Annotated in this window: 28 protein-coding genes; 7 read left to right on the forward strand and 21 right to left on the reverse strand. The window is 44.6% G+C overall.

Annotated elements, in window-relative coordinates; translation table 11 throughout:
* Positions 1-21: 21 nt before the first annotated feature.
* The 6 genes from pfkA to ABHN01_RS18480 form a co-directional block, all read right to left on the reverse strand.
* Positions 22-981 (reverse strand): 6-phosphofructokinase, encoded by a 960-nt coding sequence (gene pfkA / locus ABHN01_RS18455; protein ID WP_429876723.1) that lies wholly within the window; start codon positions 979-981, stop codon positions 22-24.
* Positions 982-1097: 116 nt separating this feature from the next.
* Entirely contained in the window at positions 1098-2075 is a 978-nt protein-coding gene (locus ABHN01_RS18460; RefSeq protein WP_429876724.1) for an acetyl-CoA carboxylase carboxyltransferase subunit alpha, read from the reverse strand.
* 2 nt (positions 2076-2077) lie between these two features.
* Complete coding sequence (accD, locus tag ABHN01_RS18465; RefSeq protein WP_290398724.1) at positions 2078-2932, reverse strand: acetyl-CoA carboxylase, carboxyltransferase subunit beta; 855 nt, start codon at positions 2930-2932, stop codon at positions 2078-2080.
* Positions 2933-2962: 30 nt separating this feature from the next.
* Positions 2963-3592 carry a FadR/GntR family transcriptional regulator gene (locus ABHN01_RS18470; RefSeq protein ID WP_429876725.1) on the reverse strand — a complete coding sequence of 210 codons (630 nt, stop codon included), beginning with the start codon at positions 3590-3592 and terminating at the stop codon, positions 2963-2965.
* 25 nt (positions 3593-3617) lie between these two features.
* Complete coding sequence (locus tag ABHN01_RS18475) at positions 3618-4856, reverse strand: NAD(P)-dependent malic enzyme (RefSeq protein WP_429876726.1); 1239 nt, start codon at positions 4854-4856, stop codon at positions 3618-3620.
* Between the two features lie 171 nt (positions 4857-5027).
* Complete coding sequence (locus ABHN01_RS18480; RefSeq protein ID WP_429876727.1) at positions 5028-8420, reverse strand: DNA polymerase III subunit alpha; 3393 nt, start codon at positions 8418-8420, stop codon at positions 5028-5030.
* Between the two features lie 117 nt (positions 8421-8537).
* On the opposite strand from ABHN01_RS18480, the gene ABHN01_RS18485 reads away from it, so the two are divergent.
* From ABHN01_RS18485 to ABHN01_RS18495, 3 genes are all read left to right on the forward strand, one after another.
* A complete protein-coding gene (locus ABHN01_RS18485; protein WP_053357578.1) occupies positions 8538-8867 on the forward strand; it encodes a YtrH family sporulation protein in 330 nt (109 codons plus the stop codon).
* Between the two features lies 1 nt (position 8868).
* Positions 8869-9372, forward strand: a complete 504-nt coding sequence (gene ytrI / locus ABHN01_RS18490) for a sporulation membrane protein YtrI (RefSeq protein WP_290398720.1) — start codon at positions 8869-8871, stop codon at positions 9370-9372.
* A 113-nt stretch (positions 9373-9485) separates the two neighbouring features.
* Positions 9486-9668, forward strand: coding sequence for a hypothetical protein (locus tag ABHN01_RS18495; protein WP_290398719.1), 183 nt, complete (start codon positions 9486-9488; stop codon positions 9666-9668).
* A gap of 40 nt (positions 9669-9708) precedes the next feature.
* Here ABHN01_RS18495 and ABHN01_RS18500 read toward each other — a convergent pair whose 3' ends face one another.
* Positions 9709-10659, reverse strand: a complete 951-nt coding sequence (locus tag ABHN01_RS18500; RefSeq protein WP_429876728.1) for a DHH family phosphoesterase — start codon at positions 10657-10659, stop codon at positions 9709-9711.
* 96 nt (positions 10660-10755) lie between these two features.
* Between ABHN01_RS18500 and ABHN01_RS18505 the strand changes: the two genes are divergently transcribed.
* A complete protein-coding gene (locus tag ABHN01_RS18505) occupies positions 10756-11064 on the forward strand; it encodes a YtpI family protein (RefSeq protein ID WP_290398717.1) in 309 nt (102 codons plus the stop codon).
* 50 nt (positions 11065-11114) lie between these two features.
* Here the strand turns inward: ABHN01_RS18505 and ABHN01_RS18510 are convergent, their stop codons facing one another.
* The 3 genes from ABHN01_RS18510 to ABHN01_RS18520 all read right to left on the reverse strand — a co-directional run bounded on the left by ABHN01_RS18510 (position 11115) and on the right by ABHN01_RS18520 (position 13508).
* On the reverse strand, positions 11115-12431 hold the full coding sequence (locus tag ABHN01_RS18510) for a DRTGG domain-containing protein (RefSeq protein ID WP_429876729.1): 1317 nt from the start codon (positions 12429-12431) through the stop codon (positions 11115-11117).
* A gap of 84 nt (positions 12432-12515) precedes the next feature.
* Positions 12516-12770 (reverse strand): hypothetical protein, encoded by a 255-nt coding sequence (locus ABHN01_RS18515; RefSeq protein ID WP_429876730.1) that lies wholly within the window; start codon positions 12768-12770, stop codon positions 12516-12518.
* A 60-nt stretch (positions 12771-12830) separates the two neighbouring features.
* Positions 12831-13508: a metal-dependent hydrolase gene (locus tag ABHN01_RS18520; RefSeq protein WP_429876731.1), complete on the reverse strand. Its 678-nt coding sequence runs from the start codon at positions 13506-13508 to the stop codon at positions 12831-12833.
* 204 nt (positions 13509-13712) lie between these two features.
* Between ABHN01_RS18520 and ABHN01_RS18525 the strand changes: the two genes are divergently transcribed.
* Positions 13713-14813 (forward strand): M24 family metallopeptidase, encoded by a 1101-nt coding sequence (locus ABHN01_RS18525; RefSeq protein ID WP_429876741.1) that lies wholly within the window; start codon positions 13713-13715, stop codon positions 14811-14813.
* A 42-nt stretch (positions 14814-14855) separates the two neighbouring features.
* Here the strand turns inward: ABHN01_RS18525 and ald are convergent, their stop codons facing one another.
* The 5 genes from ald to ABHN01_RS18550 all read right to left on the reverse strand — a co-directional run bounded on the left by ald (position 14856) and on the right by ABHN01_RS18550 (position 19801).
* Positions 14856-15974 (reverse strand): alanine dehydrogenase, encoded by a 1119-nt coding sequence (ald, locus tag ABHN01_RS18530; RefSeq protein WP_290398713.1) that lies wholly within the window; start codon positions 15972-15974, stop codon positions 14856-14858.
* 93 nt (positions 15975-16067) lie between these two features.
* Entirely contained in the window at positions 16068-16829 is a 762-nt protein-coding gene (locus ABHN01_RS18535; protein WP_429876732.1) for an SDR family oxidoreductase, read from the reverse strand.
* 161 nt (positions 16830-16990) lie between these two features.
* Positions 16991-17149: a hypothetical protein gene (locus ABHN01_RS18540; RefSeq protein WP_290398711.1), complete on the reverse strand. Its 159-nt coding sequence runs from the start codon at positions 17147-17149 to the stop codon at positions 16991-16993.
* A 76-nt stretch (positions 17150-17225) separates the two neighbouring features.
* Positions 17226-18599, reverse strand: a complete 1374-nt coding sequence (gene argH, locus ABHN01_RS18545; protein WP_429876733.1) for an argininosuccinate lyase — start codon at positions 18597-18599, stop codon at positions 17226-17228.
* Entirely contained in the window at positions 18596-19801 is a 1206-nt protein-coding gene (locus ABHN01_RS18550; RefSeq protein WP_429876734.1) for an argininosuccinate synthase, read from the reverse strand. The genes argH and ABHN01_RS18550 overlap by 4 nt, the downstream gene beginning before the upstream one ends.
* A gap of 225 nt (positions 19802-20026) precedes the next feature.
* Between ABHN01_RS18550 and ABHN01_RS18555 the strand changes: the two genes are divergently transcribed.
* Entirely contained in the window at positions 20027-20341 is a 315-nt protein-coding gene (locus ABHN01_RS18555; RefSeq protein ID WP_290398708.1) for a hypothetical protein, read from the forward strand.
* Positions 20342-20394: 53 nt separating this feature from the next.
* On the opposite strand, the gene ABHN01_RS18560 is transcribed toward ABHN01_RS18555, so the two are convergent.
* The 6 genes from ABHN01_RS18560 to ABHN01_RS18585 form a co-directional block, all read right to left on the reverse strand.
* Entirely contained in the window at positions 20395-21228 is an 834-nt protein-coding gene (locus ABHN01_RS18560) for an EcsC family protein (RefSeq protein ID WP_429876735.1), read from the reverse strand.
* Between the two features lie 201 nt (positions 21229-21429).
* Positions 21430-22617, reverse strand: a complete 1188-nt coding sequence (locus ABHN01_RS18565; RefSeq protein ID WP_429876736.1) for an acetate kinase — start codon at positions 22615-22617, stop codon at positions 21430-21432.
* A gap of 348 nt (positions 22618-22965) precedes the next feature.
* Positions 22966-23958: a class I SAM-dependent methyltransferase gene (locus ABHN01_RS18570; RefSeq protein ID WP_429876737.1), complete on the reverse strand. Its 993-nt coding sequence runs from the start codon at positions 23956-23958 to the stop codon at positions 22966-22968.
* Positions 23959-24068: 110 nt separating this feature from the next.
* Complete coding sequence (gene tpx, locus ABHN01_RS18575) at positions 24069-24566, reverse strand: thiol peroxidase (protein WP_290398703.1); 498 nt, start codon at positions 24564-24566, stop codon at positions 24069-24071.
* Positions 24567-24734: 168 nt separating this feature from the next.
* A complete protein-coding gene (ytfJ, locus tag ABHN01_RS18580) occupies positions 24735-25208 on the reverse strand; it encodes a GerW family sporulation protein (protein ID WP_429876738.1) in 474 nt (157 codons plus the stop codon).
* Positions 25201-25878: a DUF2953 domain-containing protein gene (locus ABHN01_RS18585; RefSeq protein WP_429876742.1), complete on the reverse strand. Its 678-nt coding sequence runs from the start codon at positions 25876-25878 to the stop codon at positions 25201-25203. Before ABHN01_RS18585 ends, ytfJ begins: the two co-directional genes overlap by 8 nt.
* Before the next feature lie 136 nt (positions 25879-26014).
* On the opposite strand from ABHN01_RS18585, the gene ABHN01_RS18590 reads away from it, so the two are divergent.
* A complete protein-coding gene (locus tag ABHN01_RS18590) occupies positions 26015-26818 on the forward strand; it encodes an NAD kinase (protein WP_429876739.1) in 804 nt (267 codons plus the stop codon).
* Positions 26819-26879 lie beyond the last annotated feature (61 nt).

The following is a 26879-nucleotide window of genomic DNA, read 5'->3' on the forward strand; positions in this document are numbered from 1 at the left end:
CGCTAACATGCATTTATTGAATTAGATAGATAGTTCTTGAGATAAACGGTACATGCCCCGGTCAATTTGGTGTTTGCTTGCAAGAACTTCGGTTATGTCATGATCTACCAATACGTTTTTTTGCATACCAACCGTACGCCCGGCTTTGCCTTCGAGCAGCAATTCTACAGCTCTGGCACCAAGACGGCTTGCAAGCACGCGGTCAAATGCCGTAGGAGAACCTCCGCGCTGGATGTGCCCCAATACGGTTACCCGTGTCTCCAAGTTTGTTTTTTCCTCGATCTGCTTGCCGATTTCAACTCCGCTGCAAACACCTTCTGCAACAATGATAATACTGTGCTTCTTGCCGCGCTCGATCCCTAATTTCAACCGGTTGATGATCTGTTCCATCTCATGTTTTTCTTCAGGAATAAGAATGGATTCTGCACCATCGGCAAGGCCTGCCCAAAGAGCAAGGTCGCCCGCATCCCGGCCCATGACTTCAATAACATAAGTTCTGTCATGGGAAGTAGCCGTATCTCGAATCTTATCGATGGCTTCAATGATTGTATTTAATGCTGTGTCAAATCCGATGGTAAAGTCAGTTCCCGGAATATCATTGTCAATTGTTCCCGGAAGCCCGATCGTAGGAAAACCGTGCTCAGTGAGCTTCTTCGCTCCCTGGAACGAACCGTCGCCTCCGATGACGACAAGGCCTTCGATTCCATATTTCCTCAGCTGTTCAATCCCTTTGGCTTGTCCTTCTGGTGTTTTGAACTCCTCACATCGCGCAGTGCGAAGCATTGTTCCGCCTCTATGAATGATATCCCCTACAGAACCAACCTCAAGCTTTGTAATATTACCCGAGATCAATCCTGAATAGCCATTGTATATGCCATAAACTTCAAGATCATGAAAAATCCCCTTACGAACTACAGCACGAATGGCAGCGTTCATACCTGGTGAATCTCCTCCACTTGTAAGAACCCCAATTCGCTTCATCTTATTTCCACCTCTCAAGTATTCTCATCTTATTAAAATATCATGTTCAAAACTTCAGCACAATAGACAACAAAAGACAAAAAATGCGCTCTCTCACTAGGGAGAAAGCACATTCCTTAATTCATCGCAATGGAACCGTTTACAAACGTAAATTGTCCCATTTTTTTGTACTTTTCATATCGCTGTTCAACAAGCTCCTGTTCTGACATTTTTTCGAGCTGGGCCAGGGATTCCTGTAAACACGCGTCTATGCGCCTTGATTGTTCAGCGGCATCATGATGGGCGCCGCCTTTCACTTCTTCGATGACTTCATCGATTACTCCGAGCTCTTTTAAATCCGGAGCTGTAATTTTCATTGATTCTGCAGCTAGTTTCGCTTTTGTGGAATCTTTCCAAAGGATAGAAGCAGCACCTTCCGGAGATATAACCGAGTACCAGGAGTTTTCCAGCATGTGAACATGGTTTCCCACTCCTAAAGCAAGGGCGCCGCCGCTGGCTCCTTCACCGATAATAATACAGATAACCGGTACTGTTAGCCCTGCCATCTCCACAAGGTTCCTTGCGATAGCTTCGCTCTGACCGCGTTCTTCCGCTGACTTCCCGGGAAATGCTCCTTTTGTATCAAGAAGGCAGATGATCGGGCGGGAAAACTTTTCAGCCTGTTTCATCAATCGAAGAGCTTTGCGGTAACCTTCTGGATGAGGCATCCCAAAGTTTCTGCGGATGTTTTCTTTTGTGTCTCTTCCCCGCTGCTGGCCGATGACAGTTACCGGCTGGCCATGGAACATTCCAATACCGCCTACTATCGCTTGGTCTTCTCCAAAAAGACGGTCTCCATGAAGTTCTATAAAGTCTGTAAACAAGTAAGGAATGTAGTCAAGCGTTGTAGGACGCTCGGGATGGCGGGCAACAAGAACACGGTCCCAAGGAGTCATATTCTCATACGTATCATTTTGAAGTGCACTCAGCCGTTCTTCCAAAGAACTGATCTCGTCTGTTAAATCAATTCCTTTTTCCTTCATGAATGACTCTAACTCAGCAATCTTCTTTTTAAGCTCCGTAATCGGACGTTCAAACTCTAATTCACCGACCATGTCTATTCCCTCCTTCCCGAATGTATTTTTAATACCGTAGTTAATGTTTCTTTCATTTCGTCTCTTGGAATGACTTTATCAAGCTGACCATGCTTAAGCAAAAACTCCGACGTCTGAAAATCTTCAGGCAGATCTTCACGGATCGTCTGCTCAATTACCCTGCGTCCGGCAAAGCCGATCAAGGCTCTTGGCTCTGCAAAATTAAAATCTCCAACCGATGCAAAGCTTGCAGAAACGCCGCCGGTTGTAGGGTGCGTCATCACCGAAATGAATAACAGCCCGCGGTCGCTCAGCTTTTTAAGTGCCACACTTGTTTTTGCCATCTGCATTAAGCTGAGTATTCCTTCCTGCATTCGTGCTCCGCCAGAAGCAGTAAAAATAAGAAATGGCGTCTCTTTTTCGATGGCTTTTTCGATCGCTCTTGTAATTTTTTCTCCAACGACCGAGCCCATGCTGCCCATCCTGAAGCGTGAATCCATGACAGCGATAACGACCGGGTGGCTGTTTATGGTGCCATCACCGGTAACAACCGCTTCGTTGATCCTTGTTTTTTTTCTGTCGCTGTCTAATTTTTCGAGATACCCCGGAAATTCAAGCGGGTTTTCTGATATCATATCCTGATCATATTCTGTAAAACTGCCTTCATCTATAAGGCTTCCAATTCTCTCATACGACGACATTGGATAATGATAGCTGCAAGACTGGCATACGAGCAGATTCTTCTTCAGCTCTTTTGTGTACATGATGTGTTTGCACTCAGGACATTTAGTCATGAGCCCCTCAGGTACATCCTGTTTCATTCTTTCGGTTGGAATCGTGGCATATTTCTTCTTCTTGGCGAAAAAATCTTTTAACAAAATTACACCACCCATACTATAAAATTAATGTCACAGTTCACGAGACATTAGCTGAATAACTTTCATGCTGTCCCCGTTTTTTAAATGCTCCATAATTTGCGAGCAGTCCCCTGGGTCAGGAAAAAACGTTTTCCCGTGAAGCGATGAACCATAACCGGACAGTTCAATCCATAGCCTGTACAGCAAATGATTATCGCACAATCGAATAACAGCATCCTTAAACTGATAGGAGAGCTTCTGAAGCTGACCTGAATCATCTTCTTCATGCATTTGTTGAAGCAGGACATTTAAGAACTCAACATCCTTATCTTTTATCCGTTTTACCGCAAGTTCAATGCAGTCACGGAGAATGATGGATTTTGTCTCCAAAAGGTTCTGCTTCGCTTTTTTGTCATGCAAAATGAATGAAGCAAGCACCTCAACAAGCCGGTGCCCAGTAGCAGGTTTGATGAACGTACCCTCTCCCCGTCTGGTTTCAATCAGTCCAAGAAGCTCCAGTGACCGGAGCGCTTCTCTTACGGAAGACCGTCCAACATGCAGACGGTCCGTGAGTTCACGTTCTGATGGGAGCTTGTCACCGGCCTGAAGATTGTCTTCTTCTATAATTGTTTTAATCTTTTTTAAGATCTCAACATAGACTTTTTCAGATGTGCCTGACAACTGTCCAGCCTCCCTTGAGAACCTATTATTCTTTTCCAATCAATGAAAGCTGCATCGTTTTTTCAGCGATTTTCTCAGGATCCACTTTAATTCTCGCAACTCCTGTTTCCATAGCTGCTTTCGCAACCGCAGCTGCCACAGCAGGTGCCACACGAGGATCAAATGGAGCCGGAATCACATAATCCGGATTTAATTCACTTTCGGCAACAAGATTAGCAATCGCGTTAACCGCAGCGATTTTCATCTCTTCGTTAATGTGTGTTGCCCTTACATCAAGAGCACCGCGGAAAATCCCCGGGAAGGCAAGTACGTTATTTACCTGGTTAGGAAAATCTGAACGGCCTGTCCCAATGACCATCGCGCCTGCTTCTCTGGCATTTTGCGGCATAATTTCAGGATTCGGGTTAGCCATTGCAAAAATAATCGGATTCTCGCTCATCGAACGGATCATCTCTTCCGTTAATGCCCCTTCTACGGATACACCGATGAATAGATCAGTTCCGGCGATTACCTCTTTCAGGGAGCCTTCTTTTTTCGAACGGTTCGTAAACTTGGCAACCTCGCTTTTCACGCTGTTCATACCAAACGGACGGCCTTCGTAGATCGCACCCTTAGTATCACACATCACGATGTCTTTTACACCGAAACGGTCCAGCAGTTTGATGATAGCAATCCCAGCTGCGCCCGCGCCATTAACAACCACTTTGATTTCGGACATCGTACGTTTTGTAAGTTTCAATGCGTTAACGAGGCCTGACAGCGTCACAATCGCTGTACCATGCTGATCATCATGGAAGATTGGAATATTGGTTTCTTTTTTCAGGCGCTCTTCAACAAGGAAGCAATTAGGGGCTGCGATATCCTCAAGATTCACACCTCCGAATGTTGGCTCAAGAAGCTTAACTGTCTCAACTATCTTATCCACGTCGGTTGTGTTCAGACAAATAGGAAACGCATCAACGCCTGCAAAACTTTTAAAAAGAACAGCCTTCCCTTCCATTACCGGCAACGCGGCTTCCGGGCCGATATTTCCTAGCCCAAGAACTGCAGTACCATCGGAAACTACAGCAACAGTATTGCCCTTCATCGTATATTCATAGACCTTGGACTTGTCATCATAGATATCTTTGCACGGCTCTGCCACTCCCGGAGAGTAAGCAAGACTCAAATCCTTCGCATTTCTGACAGGAACTTTAGGAGTCGATTCCAGCTTTCCTTTGTTCACTCTGTGCATATGCAGGGCTTCTTCTCGTAAAATAGACATCATTTCATCTCCTAATTTTATTAAATTAAGTATATCAAAGGGTTGGGTGAAGCAATGTCCAACACTGGCAATGCTGTGCTCTTGCAATAATGATACAATCTGCTTGGTGGTCAGACCACCATTGACTTATGACTTATTTATTATAACAGATGCATGCAAGCTGTAAAGACATTACTTCCCTTTCAGAACCACGTTATCTGCCCCTATGAGCTCTTTAATTTTCGTGAGAAGGCCAGCGGTCGGGGCGATCAATTGGGACAGCTTTACACTTTTCCTGTCCTGTTCATAATAAAGAATAACCTCGGCATTTCCGTTGCTTGATCCCAGCAGATCCTTGAGATGGTTCAAACGGGAGGAAGACAGGTTCTCCTGTATTTTAAGATAGAGAACTTGCTTTCGTACTTGAACCTCTTCCCGATGGCTCAGCGATGTGAGCTCGCCTGCTTTATTGAGCAGTACCTGTCTGGCTCCGTCTTTCTCCTCAATCGTTCCTTCTACCAGTAAAAATTGCCCCTTCTGCAGAAGTTCATGATAGGCTTTGTAAGCCTTGGGAAAGGCAACAAACTCTATTTCCCCAGACTCATCGCTTCCAGATAAGAAAGCCATGAGCTCCCCTTTTTTCGTCTTGATGGTTCTCGCTTTCGTGACCATGATGCCTAAACGCACAGCAGATCTGGCGCTTTGTTTAATTGCCTGACCGATTGTAACAGCATCAAAACTGTCGAGTACAGACTGGAATTTTTTCAGCGGATGGCCGGACAAATAAAAACCGAGCGCCTCTTGTTCAAACTTCAAACGTTCTGCCTCTTTAAAAGGAGGCACTTCCACATATTCCGGCTTCCTCAAGCTGTCCTTTTCTTCAAACAGCTGAAATTGGTTTTCTTCACGGTAAGCCTGCACCTTGTGCCCATATTCCATCGCGCGGTCCAGAGTGGCGAGGAGACAAGCTCTGTCCTGGCCAAAGTCGTCCAGCGCTCCAGCGAAGATCAAGGATTCCAGCGTTCGCTTGTTAACTGCTTTGGCAGAAGCATTAGCACAAACATCAAACAGATCTTGATACGGACGCTGCTCTCTTGCAGCAATAATGTGCTTGATGGCTTGATAACCCGCATTTTTTATGCACAACAGACCAAATCTAACACAATCTCCTTCAACAGTAAAATGGAGAAAACTGCTAATAATTGAAGGAGGCTTTACGGTAATGTTTTTCTCAGCACACTCTTTAATGTATTGTTCGATCTTCTCCGGGCTGCCTGTCACACTGGACAGCAGAGCAGCCATAAAGTACAGAGGATAATTGGCTTTTAGATAAGCAAGCTGATACGCAATGATACTGTACGCTGCAGCATGGCTTCTATTAAACCCGTAATCAGCAAACCTCACGATCAAGTCATAGAGACCGTTTGCGGTTTGCTCATCATGTCCTTTTTTCAAGCAGCCGCGCACAAAGTGCTCACGCTCCCGATCGAGCACATCCCTCTTCTTTTTACTGACCGCACGCCGTAGAAGATCCGCTTCTCCAAGAGAAAAACCAGCCATCTCTGATGCAATTTTCATAATCTGTTCCTGATAGACGATGACGCCATAAGTGGATTTCAGGATGGGTTCGAGGTCGGGATGGCGGTACTCTACTCTGCGCTGCTTATGTTTTCCCGCAATATAATCCGGGATGTTCTGCATCGGGCCGGGCCGATAGAGTGCATTGACAGCAACGATGTCTTCAAATTCCGTCGGCTGCAATTGCTGGAGCACCCTTCTCATCCCATCGGATTCCAGCTGAAATATGCCGGTCGTATCTCCTCTGCTCAGCATTTCAAAGGTATCCGCATCATTAAAAGGGATTTCGCTTAGGTTTATGGTTCTTCCAGTCCCCCTCTTCACAAGCGAGCAGATCTCCTCCAGCAGCGTCAGGTTTCTCAGACCAAGGAAATCCATTTTTAACAGCCCGATCTCTTCCAGCCATTCCATGCTGAACTGGGTCAGTGGAATTCCCTCGTTTCCAGCCTGAAGCGGTGCGTAATCCGTTAACGGGCGTCCGCTTATAATCACGCCGGCCGCATGTGTTGAAGCATGCCGCGGGAGGCCTTCCAATGTTCCTGCAACTTCAAGAAGCTTTTGGACCTTAGGTGATTCTTTGATCAGCCTCTGCAGACCGAATGACTCTTCTGCTGCCTTAGTGAGCGTCATGCCAGGACGGGAAGGGATTTGTTTGGATACAGAATCTATAAGGTTTCCCGGCAGATTCAGAACTCGAGCGGTATCACGAATCGCAGCTTTAGCCGCGAGCGTTCCAAATGTAATGATCTGTGCCACCCGTTCATCCCCGTACTTCCCCTTAACATATTGAAGCACTTCATCTCTTCTTATATCCGGAAAGTCAATATCAATATCTGGCATCGTCACCCGTTCTGGATTTAAAAAACGTTCAAACAGAAGATCATGCTTGATTGGGTCAACATCTGTAATTTGCAGTACATAGGCTACGAGAGATCCCGCGGCCGATCCCCTCCCTGGGCCGGTAATCATTCCTGACTCATGTGCAAATTTCATAAAGTCCCACACGATCAAAAAATAATCATCGAACCTCATTCTGTGGATGATATCCAGCTCATATTCGAGCCTATTATGTACTTTTTCATCCTGTTCACCGTATCGTGAATCCGCTCCCTTTAAACAAAGTTTCCTTAGATAGGTTGAAGAATCAACACCTGCTGGAAGAGGAAACTCTGGTATGAGCTGCTGGTTGAACGCCAATTGAACATTGCACTCCGCCGCGATCTTCCCAGTGGCTTCAATGGCACCGGTCAGGTGATGAAAACGCTGATTCATTTCTTCTGGGGAGGTCAGGTAGTACTCCTCCGTCGGCAGCACTTCCCTGTCTGGATCATTGAGCTTCTGGCCGTTCTTTATACAGAGCAGCACTTCGTGTGATTCCGCTTCATCAGGATGAATGTAGTACGTCTCATGGGTGGCAGCGAGCGTTATATTCTCTTCTTTTGATAATTGTTCCACCTCGAGGTTGATCGTTTTTTCTTTACCTGTTCCATGGTCCTCTACCCCAAGATAAAAATGAGGGCCGAACCAGCTTTTATATAGTCTGCAAGCCTCTTTCGCCCGATCACCTTCACCTCTTGAGAGAAACTGCTGGATCTCTCCTTCAGGACCCGCAGAAATAACAAGAAGTCCGGCTGCATTGCTCTTCATTACATCTTTTTGCAAAGAAGGCATCGCAGTAGGCTCCTGCATGAGTTTTGTGCTGATTTTCAATAAGTTCTGATAGCCTTCATTATTTCTGGAATATAGAAGAAGCTTTCCAATCTCCGGTTTTTGGCGTTTGTCAAATACCGGACCAAGCAAAAGATTCACCTCGAGCCCGATAATGGGCTTAATGCCTTCTTTCAAGCATTCCTTATAAAAGGGGATCACTCCGTACATGTTGAGCTTGTCCGTGATGGCAAGAGCTGGGTATCCGAGTTCTTTTGCCCGATGAATAAGAGGCCTTAGCCTGCAAGAGCTCTCAAGCAAACTGTACTCTGTATGTATATGCAACGGAACAAATGTCATTGCAGCACTTCCTAACATCTCTTTTGATTCTTATTATAATACACCATCCTGACGTATAGAAAACAAGCATATTCCCTTGAGCGTGTCCATAAAAATGATACAGAGGGGGGATGGCGTATGAGGGATTTTCTGTCCACGATCATTATTACCTTTTTCATCGCTTTCGGCGTCATTCTTGGAGGAGCGATCATCGGGGGTCTTGCCTCTTTTCTTGTTGGAAAAGCACCATTGATGGAAACGGTGGATCTTGCTAAAAAGCTGAAGATCTGGGCGATTGTTGCGGCAATGGGAGGAACGTTTGATACCATTACAAACTTTGAACGCAGTTTTTTAAACGGCGCCACCTATGAAATTGTGAAACAGCTGGTTATTATATTTATCGCGATGGCAGGAGCCAATACAGCGATGCTTCTTCTTCAATGGCTGACACAGGAGAATTTAAACTAACATGAGAATTCCTCCTTTCTTCAACCGAAAAGGCTATCAGCGCTTCTTTTCCGGGATCATGCTGGGGTTCATCATCGGATGGCTCTTTTTTCTGATGCAATACGGCATGACCGTCGAACATTATGTCAGCACCATAGACAAACAAGCCCAGCATGTGGCTGATCTTAAAGAACAGATCGCCCAATGGAAGAGCACCTATGAAAAGAGCAACGAAGACAATGAAAAGAAACTGCGCGTCCAAAAAATAAAAGTGTTTGTGACCAACAACCAGACGCTTAAGCTTTCACAGCTAACCATTTACGAAATCTCTGAATCTGTGCAGGATCAGCTCGAAAACCTGTTGGGAGAAGATATCGAATCCATCCATAAAACAAGGATGCTTCTCTATAAAGCCATTGAAAATAAAAACTATGAAGTGGACGGAGAAAAATACAAGGTGACGGTTGATCAGTTATTTTTATATACGACCGTGGAAGTCCATGTGAAAATTATTCCCGAAGGATAAGCACGTTCGCCCTCAATTTACTGTTTTGTGACAATTCAAACAATCTGATAGCAATTTTATGCAAGATTGTTTAAAATGTTAGAAGAGAACGCAAGACAGAGGGGGTATTTTGCTTGATTATTAATCGTAAAGAAATCGCGCGTGAACAGGTCAAAAAAATACAGAACGGTTTTTCTGCCTTTGCCGAAACAAAAGAAGTAGCCGAACTCATCAAAAAAGAACTGATAAAGCTGAATATTCCTGTTCATGAAGATGTGACGGATATCGGTTCATGGTTCATTCCTGAAAAATCATAAAACGAAAAGACCCTGATCCGCAGGGTCTTTTTGTTTGCTGTTAATTCGAGCTCTGATAATCTTTACAAAGCTTCACAAGGTCTTGTACGAGACGCTTTGACTCTTCTTCACTATAGATGGTCGCCCCTGAAGCCATAGGGTGCCCTCCTCCGTTGTATCGCATTGCAAGCTTGTTGATGACAGGCCCTTTAGAGCGCAGACGCACTCTGACCTGTCCGGGCTCGTCGACGAAAAACACCCACGCCAGCATCCCTTCCACATTGGCAAACGCGTTAACAAGCAATGAAGCTTCGCTAACTGTCACGCCATACTCTTTTAAAATCCCTGCCGGCAGATGAATATACCCCGCGCAGCCATCGACAATTTTAAAGTTCTGAAGGACATATCCATTCAGCCTGGCCGTATTCTCATGTACTTTATAGAGATTATCAAAGATTTCCTGAGGGTTGATTCCCATATCCACCAGTTCTCCTGCGGCATGATAGGTTTTCACTGTCGTACTGCTGTACAAAAATCGGCCGGTATCGCTCACAATTCCCGCGTACAGCAATCGGGCAGCTGCCTTGTTTAAAACGAGCCCTTTATCCTTCCCTTGTTCGTACCATTCATAAATCATCTCGCTCACAGAGCTGGCACCCGTATCCACCCATACCACATCCCCGTATGGGTCTTCATTCGGATGGTGATCGATCTTAATCAGTTTCTCTCCCAGTTTATACCGTTCATCACTAATGCGGGGAGAATTGGCCGTATCACAGACAATGACCAATGCTCCGTTATACGTTTCCTCAGTGATGTCATCCATTTCCACAAGAAAAGTCAGTGAAGGGTCCTCCTCGCCTGTCAGATAAACTTCTTTTTCAGGAAAACTTGCCTTGATGATTTCGGCAAGCCCTCCCTGGGAACCGAGTGCATCGGGATCCGGACGTATATGGCGGTGAATAATAATTTTATCGTACGCTTTTATCCAATCGAGTATCTTATCTTTCATTTCATATCTCTCCCTTTTCTTTCCGAAGCTTCTGGCAATTCTTTTCTTCAACGATTACAATGGAGTTGGATTACTTTCATGGAGGTCAGAAGAAATATGCCGTTATTTGTGATTTTAATTGTGGTTTCTCTTTCATTTTACATCTTTTATAAAGTAAAAGAAGTGCGATCTAAAGCTGCTTATGAAAAAAGCTGGATTGCTTCAAAAGCAAAAGCAGCTTTGGGCTTATTTTTACTTTCATTCGGCCTGAACGAATTTACGATGGTGGATGACAAGATCCAGCTTTGGATCGCGATCATTTTTACAGTTTACGGATTGTTTATGATGGTTGCCGGTTATAAAATGTACAAGCATTTTCTGCCTCTGGCCATTGAAGAAGCGGAGAGGTCTCGTTCCGCACAATGAATAAAAAAAGGGTGACTCAGGTAATATCCATCTGAGCCATCCTTTTTTATTTATGACCGGTGACCGATCAATTGAGCCAGCAGCAGTGCTTTGCCGACGACCGCTCCTTCATGATAGAGCTCTACATCGATTTTTCCGAACTTTCTGCTCACTTCAAGCACACGGGGAACAATCTCAATCGTACTTTCCATCTGCACGGGTTTAATAAAATAGAACGTCAGGTTCTCGACGACAATGTCGCCTTTTTTAATTTTTCTAAGCACCCGGCTTGCCCCTTCTATTACGAGCGTTGTCATCACGCCATAGGATACGGTTCCCAGGTAATTCGTCATCTGCGGAGTAACTTCAAACTTATATTTAGGACCTTGTCCATCTTTCACTTCGGTAATGCTAGAAGTGATCAGATCATCAAACGTTTCTCCCACCTGGGGCTGTTTTTGAATCATCTGCAACGACTTCAGAACGTCTTGCCTTGTCAAAATACCTAGGAGCTTCTGGCTGTTATTCACGACTGGCAAAAGCTCGATCCCTTCCCAGATCATAATGTGAGCACAGGAGGCTACTGACGTTTTGTGATTGACTGTGATCGGCGAACGGGTCATCACTTTATCGATGGATGTGGACCTTTCCATTCCAATAATATCCTTGGAAGTCACAATGCCGACGACCTTCATCTGGCTGTCGATGACAGGATAACGGCTATGTTGGGTTTTGTGATTCAGCTCGTACCACTTTTCGACGTCATCTGAAGTGGTCAATAAATGAGTGTTTTCAGCAGGTATCAAAATGTCAGAAGCCAAAACAATTTCCTTTTTGATCAATTGGTCATAGATGGCTCTGTTGATCATCGTTGCCACGGTAAACGAGTCATAACTTGAAGATATGACCGGAAGTTTAAGGGAATCGGCAAGCCTTTTCACCTCTTCTGTCGTATCAAACCCACCAGTGATCAGTACGGCTGCACCAGAGTTGAGTGCGAGCTCATGGGCATTCTCCCGGTTCCCGACAATCAGGAGACTGCCAGGGTCGACATACCTCATCATTGCATCAAGCTTCATCGCTCCGATGACAAATTTGTTCAGGGTTTTATGTAGACCTTCTCTGCCGCCCAGCACTTGGCCGTCAACGATATTAACGACCTCGGCAAAGGTCAGCTTTTCAATGTTTTCTTTTAATTTACGCTCAATTCGTATCGTCCCTACACGTTCGATCGTGCTGACGACGCCTTGGTTTTCAGCTTCTTTAATCGCCCGGTAAGCTGTACCTTCACTCACCGATAAAGCTTTGGCAATCTGCCGGACAGAAATTTTAGAGCCGATTTCAAGTGACTCAATATATTCAATAATCTGTTCATGTTTGGTAGCCACGTTTTCCACCGTTCCTTTGGCATCTGTTTTATCTGTTCTACTAAGAATGATTAATACAGATTATACAGACAATAAATCAGAAACTCAATGATTCTTAAGCCAGGTTTCTTTGGAATCCTCATGAAGTTCACTTTTGTGGAGTTTAGGGTCTTCTGATAACGCTCCCAATGCCAGCCACAAACGTTTCGTCTGTCCTATAAATGCAACCAACGCAAAAGCCAGCCAAAGGAGTGAAAAAATAAAAGATGGACTGCCTAATTTTGAAAAATTCAGGTGTGGAATCCCGTAAACAAGAAGCGCCAACAGACATAAAGCTTTTAACGTACGGTTACTGGACATTATAAAACCTCCTTATCCCATGCTTATGCATCATGACAAGAAGGCAGACTATCCAGACAGCTATCTTTCGATGGATTCACCCGGTTTAAGGACTTTTCCTTCCACTTTTAATGAGGATACAAACAGATCCGCATCCTGCTCGATGACAGGGAAGGTATTATAATGGATCGGCACTGTAAGTTTGGCGTTCAACCATTCAGCTGCCGTGGCAGCATCTTCCGGACCCATTGTAAAGTTGTCACCGATCGGCAGGAACGCGACGTCGATGTTGTTTCTTTCACCAATCATTTTCATATCAGAGAACAGGGCAGTGTCCCCTGCATGATAGATGGTCTTTCCTTCTGCGGTAAACAGAACCCCTGCAGGCATCCCCGTATACACGACCGTTCCATCTTCTTCAGTAAAGCTGGAACCATGGAAGGCTTGCGTCCATTTGACATGGCCCCACTCGAATTCACGGCCGCCCCCAATATGCATCGGATGGACATTGAGCCCCTTTGACCCAAAGTACTCGGCCAGCTCGAAGGGGGCAACAATTAAACTGTTATTCTTTCTAGCGATTTCCTCCGCGTCGCCCGCATGGTCATTGTGTCCATGTGTCAGCAGGATCACATCGGGTTTTACATCTTTGATATCCACCACAGCAGTACTATTGCCTTTAATAAAAGGATCAATCCAGATGGAATGTTTTTCTGTCTGAATCTCTAGTGCAGATTGTCCGTGAAAAGTCAGCTTCATGTTCAACATCTCCTTTTACTTACTATCTTCTTCAATTCGCAATTATACCTTCATTTCCTTCTCATTTCCGTTTTTTCTGATTCTTAAACGCGCCATTTCGATTGATGCTTCGTTTACATCCCTCATCCATAGTGATACATTGAAGGCATAAGTTAACTCTATTGCAATCAAAGAATCCGTCATACATAAGAAAGGAAGATACCGATCATGCAAAAAATCGAAGCACTCACAACTTGGATGAAAGAACAAAATATTCAGGGAGCCTTTGTAACCTCAACAGCCAATGTTTACTACTTGACTGGTTTCCGTTGTTTTCCCCACGAGCGCCTTCTTGGTGTCTTTGTTTTCCAGGACAAAGAACCGATTCTTGTCTGTCCTGGGATGGAAGAACTGCAGGCAAGAAACGCCGGTTGGAAGCACGAGATCATCGGTTTCTCAGATACCGACAACCCATGGGAATTGCTCTCTGAACGAATCACCGACCGCGGCATTACTTCGGTGGATTCCATTGCCGTTGAAAAGGAACATCTTTCATATCACCGCGGTATGCAGCTGTTGAACCTGTTTCCTAATGCTTCTCTCGTTTCAGTGGAACATGAACTGAACGCCATGAGACTGATCAAAAGCGAAGACGAAATCTCCATTCTTCGTGAAGCCGCCCGCCTTGCAGACTTTGGCGTAGAAACAGGTATTGCAGCGATCGGAAATGGGGTGACCGAACTTGAGCTCGTTGCTGCGGTGGAATACGCCCTTAAGAAAAAGGGAGCCGCAGAGATGTCGTTCTCCACAACGGTCCTTGCTGGCGATAAATCGGCCATGCCTCATGGGAATCCTGGACTGAAAGAGATTCAGCCAGGTGATTTTGTCTTGTTTGACCTAGGCGTAGTCGTGGACGGCTATTGTTCCGATATTACAAGAACAGTCGCTTTTCAATCTGTTTCTGAAAAGCAAAAAGAAATCTATGAGATCGTCAAGAAAGCGCAGCAGGCTTCTCTTGATCTCAGTAAACCCGGAACCCGCGTGGGCGATCTTGACCTTGCAGCAAGAAAAATGATAGAAGATGCCGGCTACGGCCGATACTTCCCTCACCGCATCGGCCACGGTCTCGGCCTCGATGTTCATGAACACCCATCCATGAACGAGAAAAATAACGATAAGCTGACTAAAGGCATGGTCTATACGGTCGAACCCGGCATCTACCTGCCGGAAGTAGGCGGCGTGCGGATTGAAGATGATGTGTACATCACAGAAAATGGCCACGAGTGCCTCACTCAGTTTACGAAAGAACTAGTGATCGTTAAATAACAGCAGAAATAGAAAAGCGGATCCAGTGCGGATCCGCTTTTCTTATTGATCAATAAATTCGTGCACAGATTTAAATTCCAGTCCATGGGCGTCCGCCACCGCCTCGTACGTAACATACCCTTCCAACGTATTGATTCCTTTGAGAAGCGCTTCATTTTTCCGGCAGGCTTCTTTATATCCCTGATTGGCGATCTGCACCGCATAAGGAACGGTTACATTCGTAAGGGCGATCGTTGATGTTCTTGGCACCGCCCCCGGCATATTGGCTACAGCATAGTGAAGCACACCATGCTTTTCATAGGTCGGATTGTCATGCGTTGTGATTTTATCTACCGTTTCAAAAATTCCCCCTTGGTCGATCGCCACGTCAACGACCACGGATCCCGGTTTCATGGATTTGATCATTTCTTCAGTGACCAGCTTTGGCGCTCGTGCTCCAGGAATGAGAACTGCACCGATCACAAGGTCTGATTCACTGACTGCCAGTGCGATATTCAAAGGATTGGAGATCAGGGTATTGATTTCATTACCAAAGATGTCATCAAGCTGCCTCAGTCTCTCCGGGCTTAAATCAATGATGGTAACATCCGCACCGAGACCCATTGCAATTTTTGCTGCATTCGTCCCGACGACACCTCCGCCAATGATGGTTACTTTTCCCCTTTTCACTCCCGGTACTCCGCCAAGAAGGATCCCTTTTCCTCCTTTAGGTTTTTCAAGGAATTGTGCACCGATCTGCGCAGACATCCTTCCCGCGACCTCGCTCATTGGTGTCAGAAGCGGCAGCGAACGGTTCGGCAGCTGTACGGTTTCATACGCAATGCCAACAACTTTGCTGTCAATCAATGCTTTCGTTAATTCGGGCTCAGGAGCAAGGTGCAGATAAGTGAATAGAACGAGTCCTTCCCTGAAATACCCGTATTCCTCCGGAAGCGGCTCCTTTACTTTCATGACCATATCCATGGACCATGCCTGATCAGCGGTCTGAACAATCGTTCCTCCCGCTTTTTCATACTCGCTGTCATGGAAACCTGAACCCTCGCCCGCACCCGATTGAATAAACACTTCATGGCCGGAAGCAACTAAGTTAAGAACACCCGCCGGAGTCATTGCCACACGATTTTCATTATTTTTCACTTCTGTCGGAACACCGATCTTCATTTTTCATCCTCCTCATTGTGGACCAATGATCATTTATGTAAAAACGTGTCAATGTTTATACTTACCATACCACTAATAATAAAAACTAATACATTATTTGCGGTGGCGGTTGATGACATCTAAACCTCCGGTCGCTGAAATGATACTGCCAGTGATCATGTCTGAGTTCTCTTCACACAGAAACGCGATCAGCCGGGCGATATCCTCCCCTGTACCGGAACGTCCGATCGGTGTATCCTTATCTTTTAAAATTCTTGCTTCTTCGATGCCCGCTTCCTTCATGTCACCGATAATGTTTCCGGGACAGACCATATTGGCGGTAATGCCATGCTCCGCCTCTTCCAGGGCCACCGTCTTCGTTAACGAGACGAGACCGACTTTTGCCGCACTGAAGGCTGAACGGTAAACCCAGCCCGGAGTATATTCTGCGTCCTGAAAACCATACGTGATGATCCGCCCAAAGCCGTTTTTTCTCATTACCGGGATCGTCATTTTCAGAAAATGATAAACAGAGCTTAGATTCCCATCGATCATTTCGTACCATTCATGATCTTCGTAATCGGCCAGTTTTTTCCGTTCAAACACATATGGGCCTGCATTATTTATAAGATAGTCGATACGCCCAAAGCGGTCGATCGCAGATTCACAAATATGCCGGATATCTTCTTTTTTTGTCACATCTCCTTTTACAAAATGAATTCGGCTCCCGAAGCATTCCCAATCCCGCTTAAGCCGGCTCACCGCGTTTTCATCGCTACGATAGTTTACAGTGATGGAACACCCCTGCTTGATTAGCTGTTCTGACACCTTTTTGCCAAGCCCTTTAGATCCTGCTGTAACAATGGCATGCCTCACCGTTCCACCTCCAAAAAATCTGCTTTCCTTTCTTCATTATCATTGTAACCATTTCCCCATAACTAAGTCTATTCAGGACCACAGCGATGCGCCATTAATACAGACAAAAGGCAGACAAAAAAGCAGAACGACTTGGTCATCCTGCTTTCTGTCTGCCTGGCTTATTGCAGGCTTTCTTCATCTTCGGCTTTTGATTTCGACTTTCCCTGATCGAGATAGTCAGCTACCCCGCTTTGATAAGATTCGTTGATCTGCTGCTGTATGGTAATTTCATTTTCCTGATCAAAATCCACAAATGATACTGGTTTCTTTTCGGTCAAGTTCATCATCCTCCTTCATCTTTTAACCCTATTGTTCACTAATGAAGGAGAAAATTATGTGCCACAATCTGGGTAATCAGATCTTAGTTTTAGCGGTCTCTAGAGCAGCACGGACGGCTTCAAATCCGGTTCCGCCCGCTGAATTCCGTCTGGAGACGGCCGTCTTGGCCTGAAGAACTTCAAACACATCCTGTTCAAAACAGGGTGAAGCTGCCAAATACTCTTCAAAAGGAAGATCAAGTAGGAAGATGTTCTTCTGGATGCAATTGAGCACCAGTTTACCGACAATTTCATGAGATTCACGGAATGGAATGCCTTTGCTGACAAGATAGTCAGCAAGCTCTGTCGCATTGGAAAAATCAGATGACACTGCTTTCTGCATATTTTCCTTGCGGACCGTAAGACTTTCAAGCATGCCGGTAAAGATGGACAAGGAACCTCTTAATGTGGTCACTGCATCAAAAAGCGGCTCTTTATCCTCCTGCATATCTTTGTTGTAAGCTAGTGGCAGCCCCTTCAGCACGGTAAGAAGCGAGATTAGGCTGCCGTATACACGTCCTGTTTTCCCTCTGATCAGTTCTGCCATATCAGGGTTCTTTTTTTGCGGCATCATGCTGCTACCTGTGGCGAATGAGTCGCTGATTTCCACAAACTGAAACTCCTGAGAAGACCAAAGGATCAGCTCTTCACAAAAACGTGAAAGATGCATCATCACGAGCGATGCATTGCTGCAGAACTCAACCAAAAAGTCACGGTCACTCACTGCGTCAAGACTGTTTTGATAAATATCTCCAAAGCCGAGAAGCTGAGCTGTATAGGTTCTGTCGATCGGAAAGGTTGTACCTGCAAGGGCGCCTGCACCGAGTGGACATAGATCAATACGCTTCAAGCTGTCAGTAAGCCTTTCTTTATCCCGCTGAAACATCCAGAAATACGCCATCAGATGATGCGCAAAGGATACCGGCTGTGCTCTTTGAAGGTGGGTATAACCAGGAAGGATGGTTTCCACATGCTCTTCAGCAAGAGACACCAATACCGTTTGAAGCTGGTTGATCTGCTGAATGAACGAAGATACCTGCTTTTTCATGTACAGATGGATATCTGTAGCTACCTGGTCATTCCTGCTTCTTGCCGTATGAAGTTTTCCTCCGACCGGTCCTACTTCGTCGGTCAAAAGCTTTTCCAGGTTCAAGTGGATGTCTTCATAGTCGACTTTATACTCCAGTTCACCATGCTGGGCTTTTTTCAGCAGCGTCTTGAGACCTCCTCTGATGGTCTCTGCTTCTTCCTCTGTTATGATGCCGCATTTCGAAAGCATCGTCACATGAGCGATGCTTCCTGCAAGATCTTCTTCTACCAATTCTTTATCAAATGAAATGGAAGCACCGAATTCATCGACCCATTGTTCAGCCGCTTCGGTAAATCTTCCCCCCCATAATTTAGAAGTCATGCTTTCACCCCGTTATGCTGCACCTTGCTGCTCACTTTTGTCGGCAATCCCCACAATGAAATGAATCCAACAGCATCCTGATGATTGAACGTGTCCTCCGTGCTGTATGTCGCAAGTTTTTCATCATAAAGGGAGAACGGTGATTTTCGGCCTTCTACGATCGCATGCCCTTTGAACAGCTTTACACGCACAACGCCGGTAACATATTTTTGGGTTTCCTGCAAAAAGGCTTGAAGCGCCAGGCGTATAGGAGAGAACCAAAGACCTTCATAAATCACTTCTGTAAGCTTTTTCTCAACGACAGGTTTAAAATGGGCGACTTCTTTCACAAGTGTAATGTCTTCCAGTTCACGATGTGCCTTCAATAATGTTACCGCAGCAGGACATTCGTAGATTTCTCTTGATTTAATACCCACCAAACGATTTTCCACATGATCGATTCGCCCAATGCCATGTGCACCGGCCACTTTATTCAAATACTGGATCAGCTGCTCCAAGCTGTAAGGAATGCCGTTTAGCTCTACAGGTACACCCTCTTTAAATGTGATCTCGATGATTTCTGCTGTATCTGGCGTAAATTCGAGAGGAGCGGTCAGGTCATACGCTTCTTCTGGAGGCGCCGCCCATGGGTCTTCCAATATTCCGCATTCGTTGGCTCTGCCCCATAGGTTTTGATCAACAGAATAAGGACTGTCCAGTGTAGCAGGAATCGGGATATTATGTTTTTTTGCATATTCAATTTCTTCATCGCGCGACCATCCCCACTCGCGGACGGGGGCAATGACTTCAAGATGCGGGTTCAATGCAGAGATGGAAACTTCAAATCGAACCTGATCGTTGCCTTTCCCCGTACACCCATGAGCCACCGCATGAGCTCCGTACTGTTCTGCGACCTCGACGAGTTTTTTTGCGATCAGCGGTCGGGAAAGAGCTGAAAGCACGGGGTATTTCCCTTCGTACATGGCATGGCTTTGGAGAGCCGGCAATACAAACTCTTCAGCAAACTCTTTTTTAACATCTAAGCTGATGGATTCAATCGCTCCTACCATGAGCGCTTTCTCTTTAACAAAGTCCAAGTCCTTGCCTTCTCCCACATCAAGCCCAAGTGCAATGACATCGTACCCCTTTTCCTGGAGCCACTTAATCGCTACTGAAGTATCCAATCCGCCTGAATACGCTAATACCACTTTTTTATTCGCCATCTATAAAACCCCTTTGCATTAAAATACTAAACTATAAATTTTTATACATCCACAAGTAAAAATAAAAGAAGCTGCCTTTTGCAACTTCAAATTATTTCTTCTGAATACACTATAACAACATTTTGAGCGATTTTCAATAATTATTTATCAAGATGTATAAATATTAGTTTTTATTCATTCGCAACTTCATGTCTTTTCATGTAAAATAAGGGTGAGGTGATACACATGGCATCTGATTTTGTTTATAACGAACGGTTAGGCATCGAACTTCCTTTGTTGCAAAAGTCTTGGGAAGAATACTCTCCTGCCAGGCAGGAGGGAATATTGGCCCAATGGGAATCCGTGAGGGGCACCATTCCTGACCGGATCCATTCAATAGAACAGATCATCAACACGAAACAGGATCAGCTCAGTGTGGAAGAAAACTTTGAACGCTCCTGCACTCTGAATTGGGAGATCGCTGAACTGGCATCTGTGATCAATGACTTATGGCTTTGGTACAGAACACATCAGGATATCAGCCTGAAACTTCACATATAAATACAAAACACCCGAAATCATTTCGGGTGTTTTGTATGGTCTATGCATAAACATTATAACTGTTTTTCAATAAGAAAGCGTTTTTGATAAAATTTATGAGCAAACTCCGTCACTTCTCTGGACTTTTGGTAGTTCATGGTCGCTCCAAAAAGAACACCGAGCAAAGGAATGCCCTGAACCATCTTTTTCTTTAGCATGGTAATGATGATTCCCTTTATTCCTTGTTTTAGCGGCATCGACAGCCAGGAAACATCGGCCACAGATTCGTCGCCCACATAAAAGAATGCATCTCGTTCTCCGTTTGAGATCTCATCAAGAAGCTCGTTCCAGCTTTCATGCTGATAGCGTTTTGGCAAAGTGGACGCATGAAATACCTTTAAGGACATCATCATTTCAGACGGTCTCTGAATATCATATCCATAATTCATTGCAATGTATTGTATGGAACGCACTTGCAGAGCAATCATTGCCGGGATATCCATCCCCAGCAGCAGTCCGCCAGTACCGGAAAGCCCGCCCTGTGCCAATGAAATAATTCTGCTTCTGGCAATCTGCTGCTGTGCAATATATGTAAGCTGTTCGATTGTACATGTTTGTAGATCTTCAATATCCTCTATTTCGGAATTAAAAATACGTGCTTCGGACAACAGCCTCTCTCTCACATCTGTTTGGTACCTGGAATTTTGAATCAATGCGTGAACATGAAACAGTGCAGAATCAATAAAATCATTCATTTTTTCAATGAGTGCCGGGTTCAATTGATTCAACTGATTTTTAATCCACCGTTCATAGGTTGCTTCAAAATCTGTCGGCTCATAGTCAAAATAACTGGATTCCCACTGGGTGATGGATTGCCATACTTTTTCCTCTCTTGAAGTTAAGCTCACAATTCAACCTCCTGCCTTTAGCACATTTGTTATACATATTATACATTCTTTTCAACGATAAAAACAAAAAACCCGAGGAAATCTCTTTTAACAGAGGTATACAACCTGAGGAGGCACCCTTAACGTGTACAGTCCGGGAAACGAAACCCGTCCATAAAAACAAAGACAGCTTTGTTGGAAAAGCTGTCTTTATCCTAACCATTATTTAGATAGTCTTACAGTATCCCTGGCGATCATAACTTCTTCATTCGTAGGGATGATGATAACCTTAACCGGTGAATGAGGATAGCTGATGAATGCTTCTTTTCCGCGTACTTTGTTTAGTGCAGGATCCCAGTAAACGCCCATGAATTCCAATCCTCTAAGAACACGTGCACGGACTGTATCACTGTTTTCACCGATGCCTGCTGTAAAGATAATCGCATCAAATCCTGCCATACGCGCCGCATATGAACCGATATATTTATGGATACGAGACGCAAAAACTTCTAGAGCAAGCTCTGCTCTTTCGTTTCCTTCTTTTGCTTTTTGCTCAATGTCCCGGAGGTCGGAAGAGAATCCGGATACACCAAGCATACCGCTCTTATTATTTAATACGTTTAGTACTTCTTCCGCAGTTTGTCCTGTTTTTTGCATGATATAAGGGATCAATGCCGGATCAATGTTACCGGAACGTGTTCCCATCGTCACACCTGCCAACGGAGTGAAGCCCATAGAGGTATCAATGGATTTCCCGCCCTCAATGGCCGCAATACTCGCACCATTGCCTAAATGGCAGGATAAAAGGCGAAGCTGCTCGACCGGACGTCCAAGCAGTTCGGCTGCACGCTCAGAAACATACTTATGGGAAGTACCATGGAATCCGTATTTTCGGATGCCGTACTTTTCATAATATTCATATGGTAAACTATACAAAAAAGATTGCTCAGGCATGGATTGGTGGAACGCCGTATCGAACACTGCCACAGCAGGCACGTTTGGCAAAATTTCTTTGAACGCTCTGATACCGACAACATTAGCCGGGTTATGAAGAGGGGCCAAGAAAGAAAGCTCCTCGATTTCTTCAAGGACCCTGTCAGTGATTACAGCTGAATCATGGAACTTTTCACCGCCGTGAACGACACGGTGGCCAATCCCTTCAATCTCATCATAAGAGGAGATGATTTCGTGGGCCGTTAACTTTCCGAGCAGTATTTTAACTGCTACTCCATGGTCGGGAACCTCTGTTACTTCTTGTATTTTTTCTCCATCTACTTCAATAGTAAAAATGGAGTCATTTAAACCGATACGCTCGACTACACCTTTTGTGAGAACATGCTCTTCAGGCATCTCGAGCAGCTGAAATTTCAGTGAAGAACTCCCAGCGTTGATTGCGATAATTTTTGCCATTCTGTTTAGCTCCTTAACAGCAATGAAAAAGAAGTGCATAAATGACATGAACTTCTGCCATTGTAAATTCATAATATCCTTAACCATTTAAACACCCATGCTCACTTATTTCAAGCTTGTAAAGCGTTTTCTGTACATATTCGTTATATTCAGAAATGAATTCGTTTGCATACGGGGTGTTCCAATGGAGTATTGCTTCAGGAGAAACGAAAGCTTTTTGGGTTTCAGGGTTGTTAGATGGCATCACTTGCGATTCGACATGATTTACTTTCACTTGCATATCACATCATTTTCATATATTGGGCCAATAAAAAAACTCCAGCTCACATTGAAGCCGGGGCTTTTTTATCATGAGCGTGTTAGTTCGGTGCTAAACCACTGGTTCATCTGGCTCATTACGCTCGCCATCGCTTGTTTTTTAGAAAAGGACGGCAGATCAACAAGCAGGGCCTGCTTTGGTTTGATGGTTTGTTCTCCGTTTTTTTGCAGCAGAACGATGCTTTTGGCCTGGCTTTCCTGTTTAAAGAGTGACATAGGCAGCTGGATCATCCCCAAAGTTACTGCACGTTCCTTCAGCATAGCTTGAAGCAAAGGGGCTTGTTCGCTTGAAAACAATGAATTCGGCACGAGGAACACGCCAAAGCCTGAATCTTTTAAATAATTGATGCTTTGTTCGATGATTAAATGGTGTGCATAAGTATGTCCCTTTTCTGAAAACACCTTGAACTCCTTAGCTGTGTCATCGTCAGGATAAAATCCGACCGGCAGATCGGACACTACGATTTCAACAGGGTCCACATATAGAGGCTTGATGCTGTCCTGATGATAAAATTCCACGTTATGCTTCTGCAGATTGGATATGATCCAGGCCAAACGAAGAAGTGTTTCGTCCACTTCAACTCCGAAGCTTTTAACGCCCTCGCCAAACTGATTCAACACCGTAGTCAGCAGGTTTCCTGATCCGGCTGCGGGATCGAGAATCACGAATTCTTTTTTCTGCTGCATGAGTTTTTGTACAAGATATCCGACAAATAAGCCTACAGCATCTGGTGTCATCGCATGATGCGGCTGGATGGCTTCCTTCATCCCTTTTAAAACAGCGAGCTGAAAGGCTTTTCTGATTTCTTCCGCTTCCATCGCATCAAGATTGATCTTTGCGTATTCTTTTTCTAAGAAGGCTTTCGTTATTTGCGAAACCTCGTCCGGTATCTCTTGATGGAACAAGTTTTCACCTGTTTCCACAAGCGCGTCGAGATAGGTTACTTCTTCTTCTTGCTTAATTCTCTCAGATGATTGGTCAATCACTGTAAAAAGCTTTTCTATGTTTGAAAGGCTGCTCATCTTACTTCCTCCTATATCCTTACAGCTGGTTCTCTATTGTTCAATGAAGCGTTTATGGGAGATGGAACACCGTTAAAAAACTCCGGAGCAAGCGTCCGGAGTCTTTTTGTTTAATTAGCAGCTTTTGCAGCTTCGATAGCAGCTTCGTAATTTGGGTGGTTTGTTACTTCATCCACATATTCCACATACGTGATTTTGTCTGAACTATCCACCACAAAAACAGCCCTTGCAAGAAGGCGTAATTCTTCGATCGCTACACCGTATGCTTGGCCGAATGACAAATCACGGTGATCGGAAAGAGTCTGCACGTTCTCTACACCTGCAGCAGCGCACCAGCGTTTCTGGGCGAAAGGCAGATCAACAGAGATGGTTAAGACCTTAACATTGTCGAGCTTGGATGCTTCTTCGTTAAAACGGCGGGTTTGCGCATCACAAACGCCTGTATCGACAGAAGGCACAACAGAGATCAATCGAACAGACCCCTTTGAATTTGCTAACGTCACTTCTGAGAGGTCGTTGGCAAGCACCTTGAAATCTGGAGCCTGGTCACCAACCTTCACTTGCTTGCCTGCCAGCGTAACTGGTTTTTCCTTAAATGTTACTCCCATGAAAAAGCCTCCTTTATTTAATTATGTACATGTTTCATAATAAAGCGAAGACCGCGATTGTGCAAATAAAATGTAATGCTGAAATGACCAGGCTTTTGTCCAATTGAAGCTGGATTAAGTGATGAAACGATGCCCCAAAGAAAAAAGCTAACTGCTAAAACAGTTAACTTAGAAAGGGTTCTGCTGCTGGTTCTGATTCTGCTGCTGGTTCTGCTGAACATTTCTTTGTCTGTTCTTGTTGTTCATCATATGCTGTATCTTCTCCACCACTCCTGGAGCCAGGTCAAGCAGGCGTTCATAAAGATGAGTGCTATTATCCAGGTGAATGGTTTTTACGCCTGTAGAACCAACGATTAAAAACGCGATTGGAGTAATTGAAACACCTCCGCCGCTTCCTCCGCCAAAAGGAAGTTCCTCTCCGGAATTCTGTCCCTGCTGCTGGCCGCCTCCGTGGTTTTGCTGATCACTGTTGTTGAATTCGCTTCCTCCTGCTGCAAAACCAAAACCTACCTTAGAAACGGTCAAGATCACACTGCCATCCGGCGTTTCTACAGGATCGCCGATAATCGTGTTCACATCGATCATTTGCTTTAAATTTTCCATTGCCGTCTTCATAAGGCCTTCAATAGGATGCTCAGACATGTGATGTTCCTCCTGCTATATATTTTTTAGATTTCTTGTTTTTGCTGGAGCTTATTTTTCTCCAATGTTTCAACATCTGTAACATGACGACAATAGCATGCCCGATTTTAAAAGAAATCATACAGGATAGCCTGGTTTGCGTAAGAGTACCTTGATATACAGGTATGACCTGAATGGAAGGAACGCCTTTTAAAGAGACAAAGTGTGATAATATGCCGAGCACATTTCCTTTTAGGGCCCAGATCGCACCTGAAGCAACAGCGGTTGAAGCTGCATCACCCAACCCAAACCTGCTGTCCCACCTTACCTCTGAAATTTTTACTTTCTTCAAAAAGCGCCTGAGGATTCGATAGAACCCCGTAACCTGAACAAGGAGCCGGCTGTATTTTTTGTAGTTTTCCTTAATGGTCTGTACGGTTATCTTTGTTTTTTTACGTTTAGCGCCAGTAGTTCCTTTTGATTTTCCCTTGACTTCAATCTTTTTTTCGGAAGTATTGACTTTAACTTCTGGCACAACAAAAGAATAAGAAATAAATTTCCAAACTGACACTTTGAGCCGCAAAAAATCATCGTCCCCTTGATGAGAATATAAAAAGGATACGTGCACGGTGGAAAACAAAAGAACAATAAATAGAAGCAATAAAATAAAAAGCACAATAAAAAAAATCATCACAGGCCATACTTCCTTTCATTTTCATTATGGTCTGGGTGAGAAAAAATAAACCTGTTTCGATTAACAAAAGGAATTCATAAAAGAAAGTAGAAGTTGATACTGTGACAGACACATTTCCACAGGAGGCCTTTACATGGCAGACGAACGCAGAAATTTATACTTGTTCTATAAACAGGAAGATGAAGTATTAAAAAAAGTGGACCCTTTACTTACTCTTGCTGAAAATTATGGATTTAAGATCGTGGATGACCATAAGCAATCCAATATCATCGCTTCTATTGGAGGGGATGGTGCCTTTTTACAAGCCGTAAGAAAAACAGGCTTTCGCGAAGATTGCTTGTATGTCGGTGTCAGTACGGGAGAACTCGGATTTTACTGCGACTTTAAAATAGATGATCACCAGGGAATGATCTCCGCTATGGACAAACACCAGGTGGAAGTACGAAAATATCCAACGTTGGCTGTAACGATGGACTATGATGATTCAACGTTTTTTTGCCTGAACGAATGCTCCATCCGCTCCTCCGTCATCAAGACGTTTGCGATGGATGTATTCATTGATGATCTGTACTTTGAAACTTTTAGAGGAGACGGAATGATCGTATCCACTCCCACCGGGAGCACGGCATACAATAAATCAGTCACCGGTGCGGTCGTCGATCCAAAGCTGCAGTGCTATCAGGTGAGCGAGATGGCATCATTAAACAATAACCTTTACCGGACGCTTGGTTCTTCCTTTCTATTAAGCAGTGAGAGAAAGCTGACTTTTAAGTTCGAACAGGACAATAACCAGTATCCGATCATCGGCATTGATAATGAAGCTTTAAGCATCAGGCACTCAGAAATCATTCGATTTGAGCTGTCCGATCGAAAAGTAAAAACAGTGAAACTTAAGGATAATTCATTTTGGCATAAGGTCAGGAGAAGTTTCCTGTAACCACAATCAGAACAGACAAAAAAGCCCGCAGTTTCTGCGGGCTTTCAGCTTGTAGACAAAG

The sequence above is a fragment of the Fictibacillus sp. NRS-1165 genome, assembly GCF_050468105.1.
GTDB lineage: Bacteria > Bacillota > Bacilli > Bacillales > Fictibacillaceae > Fictibacillus_C > Fictibacillus_C terrinigri.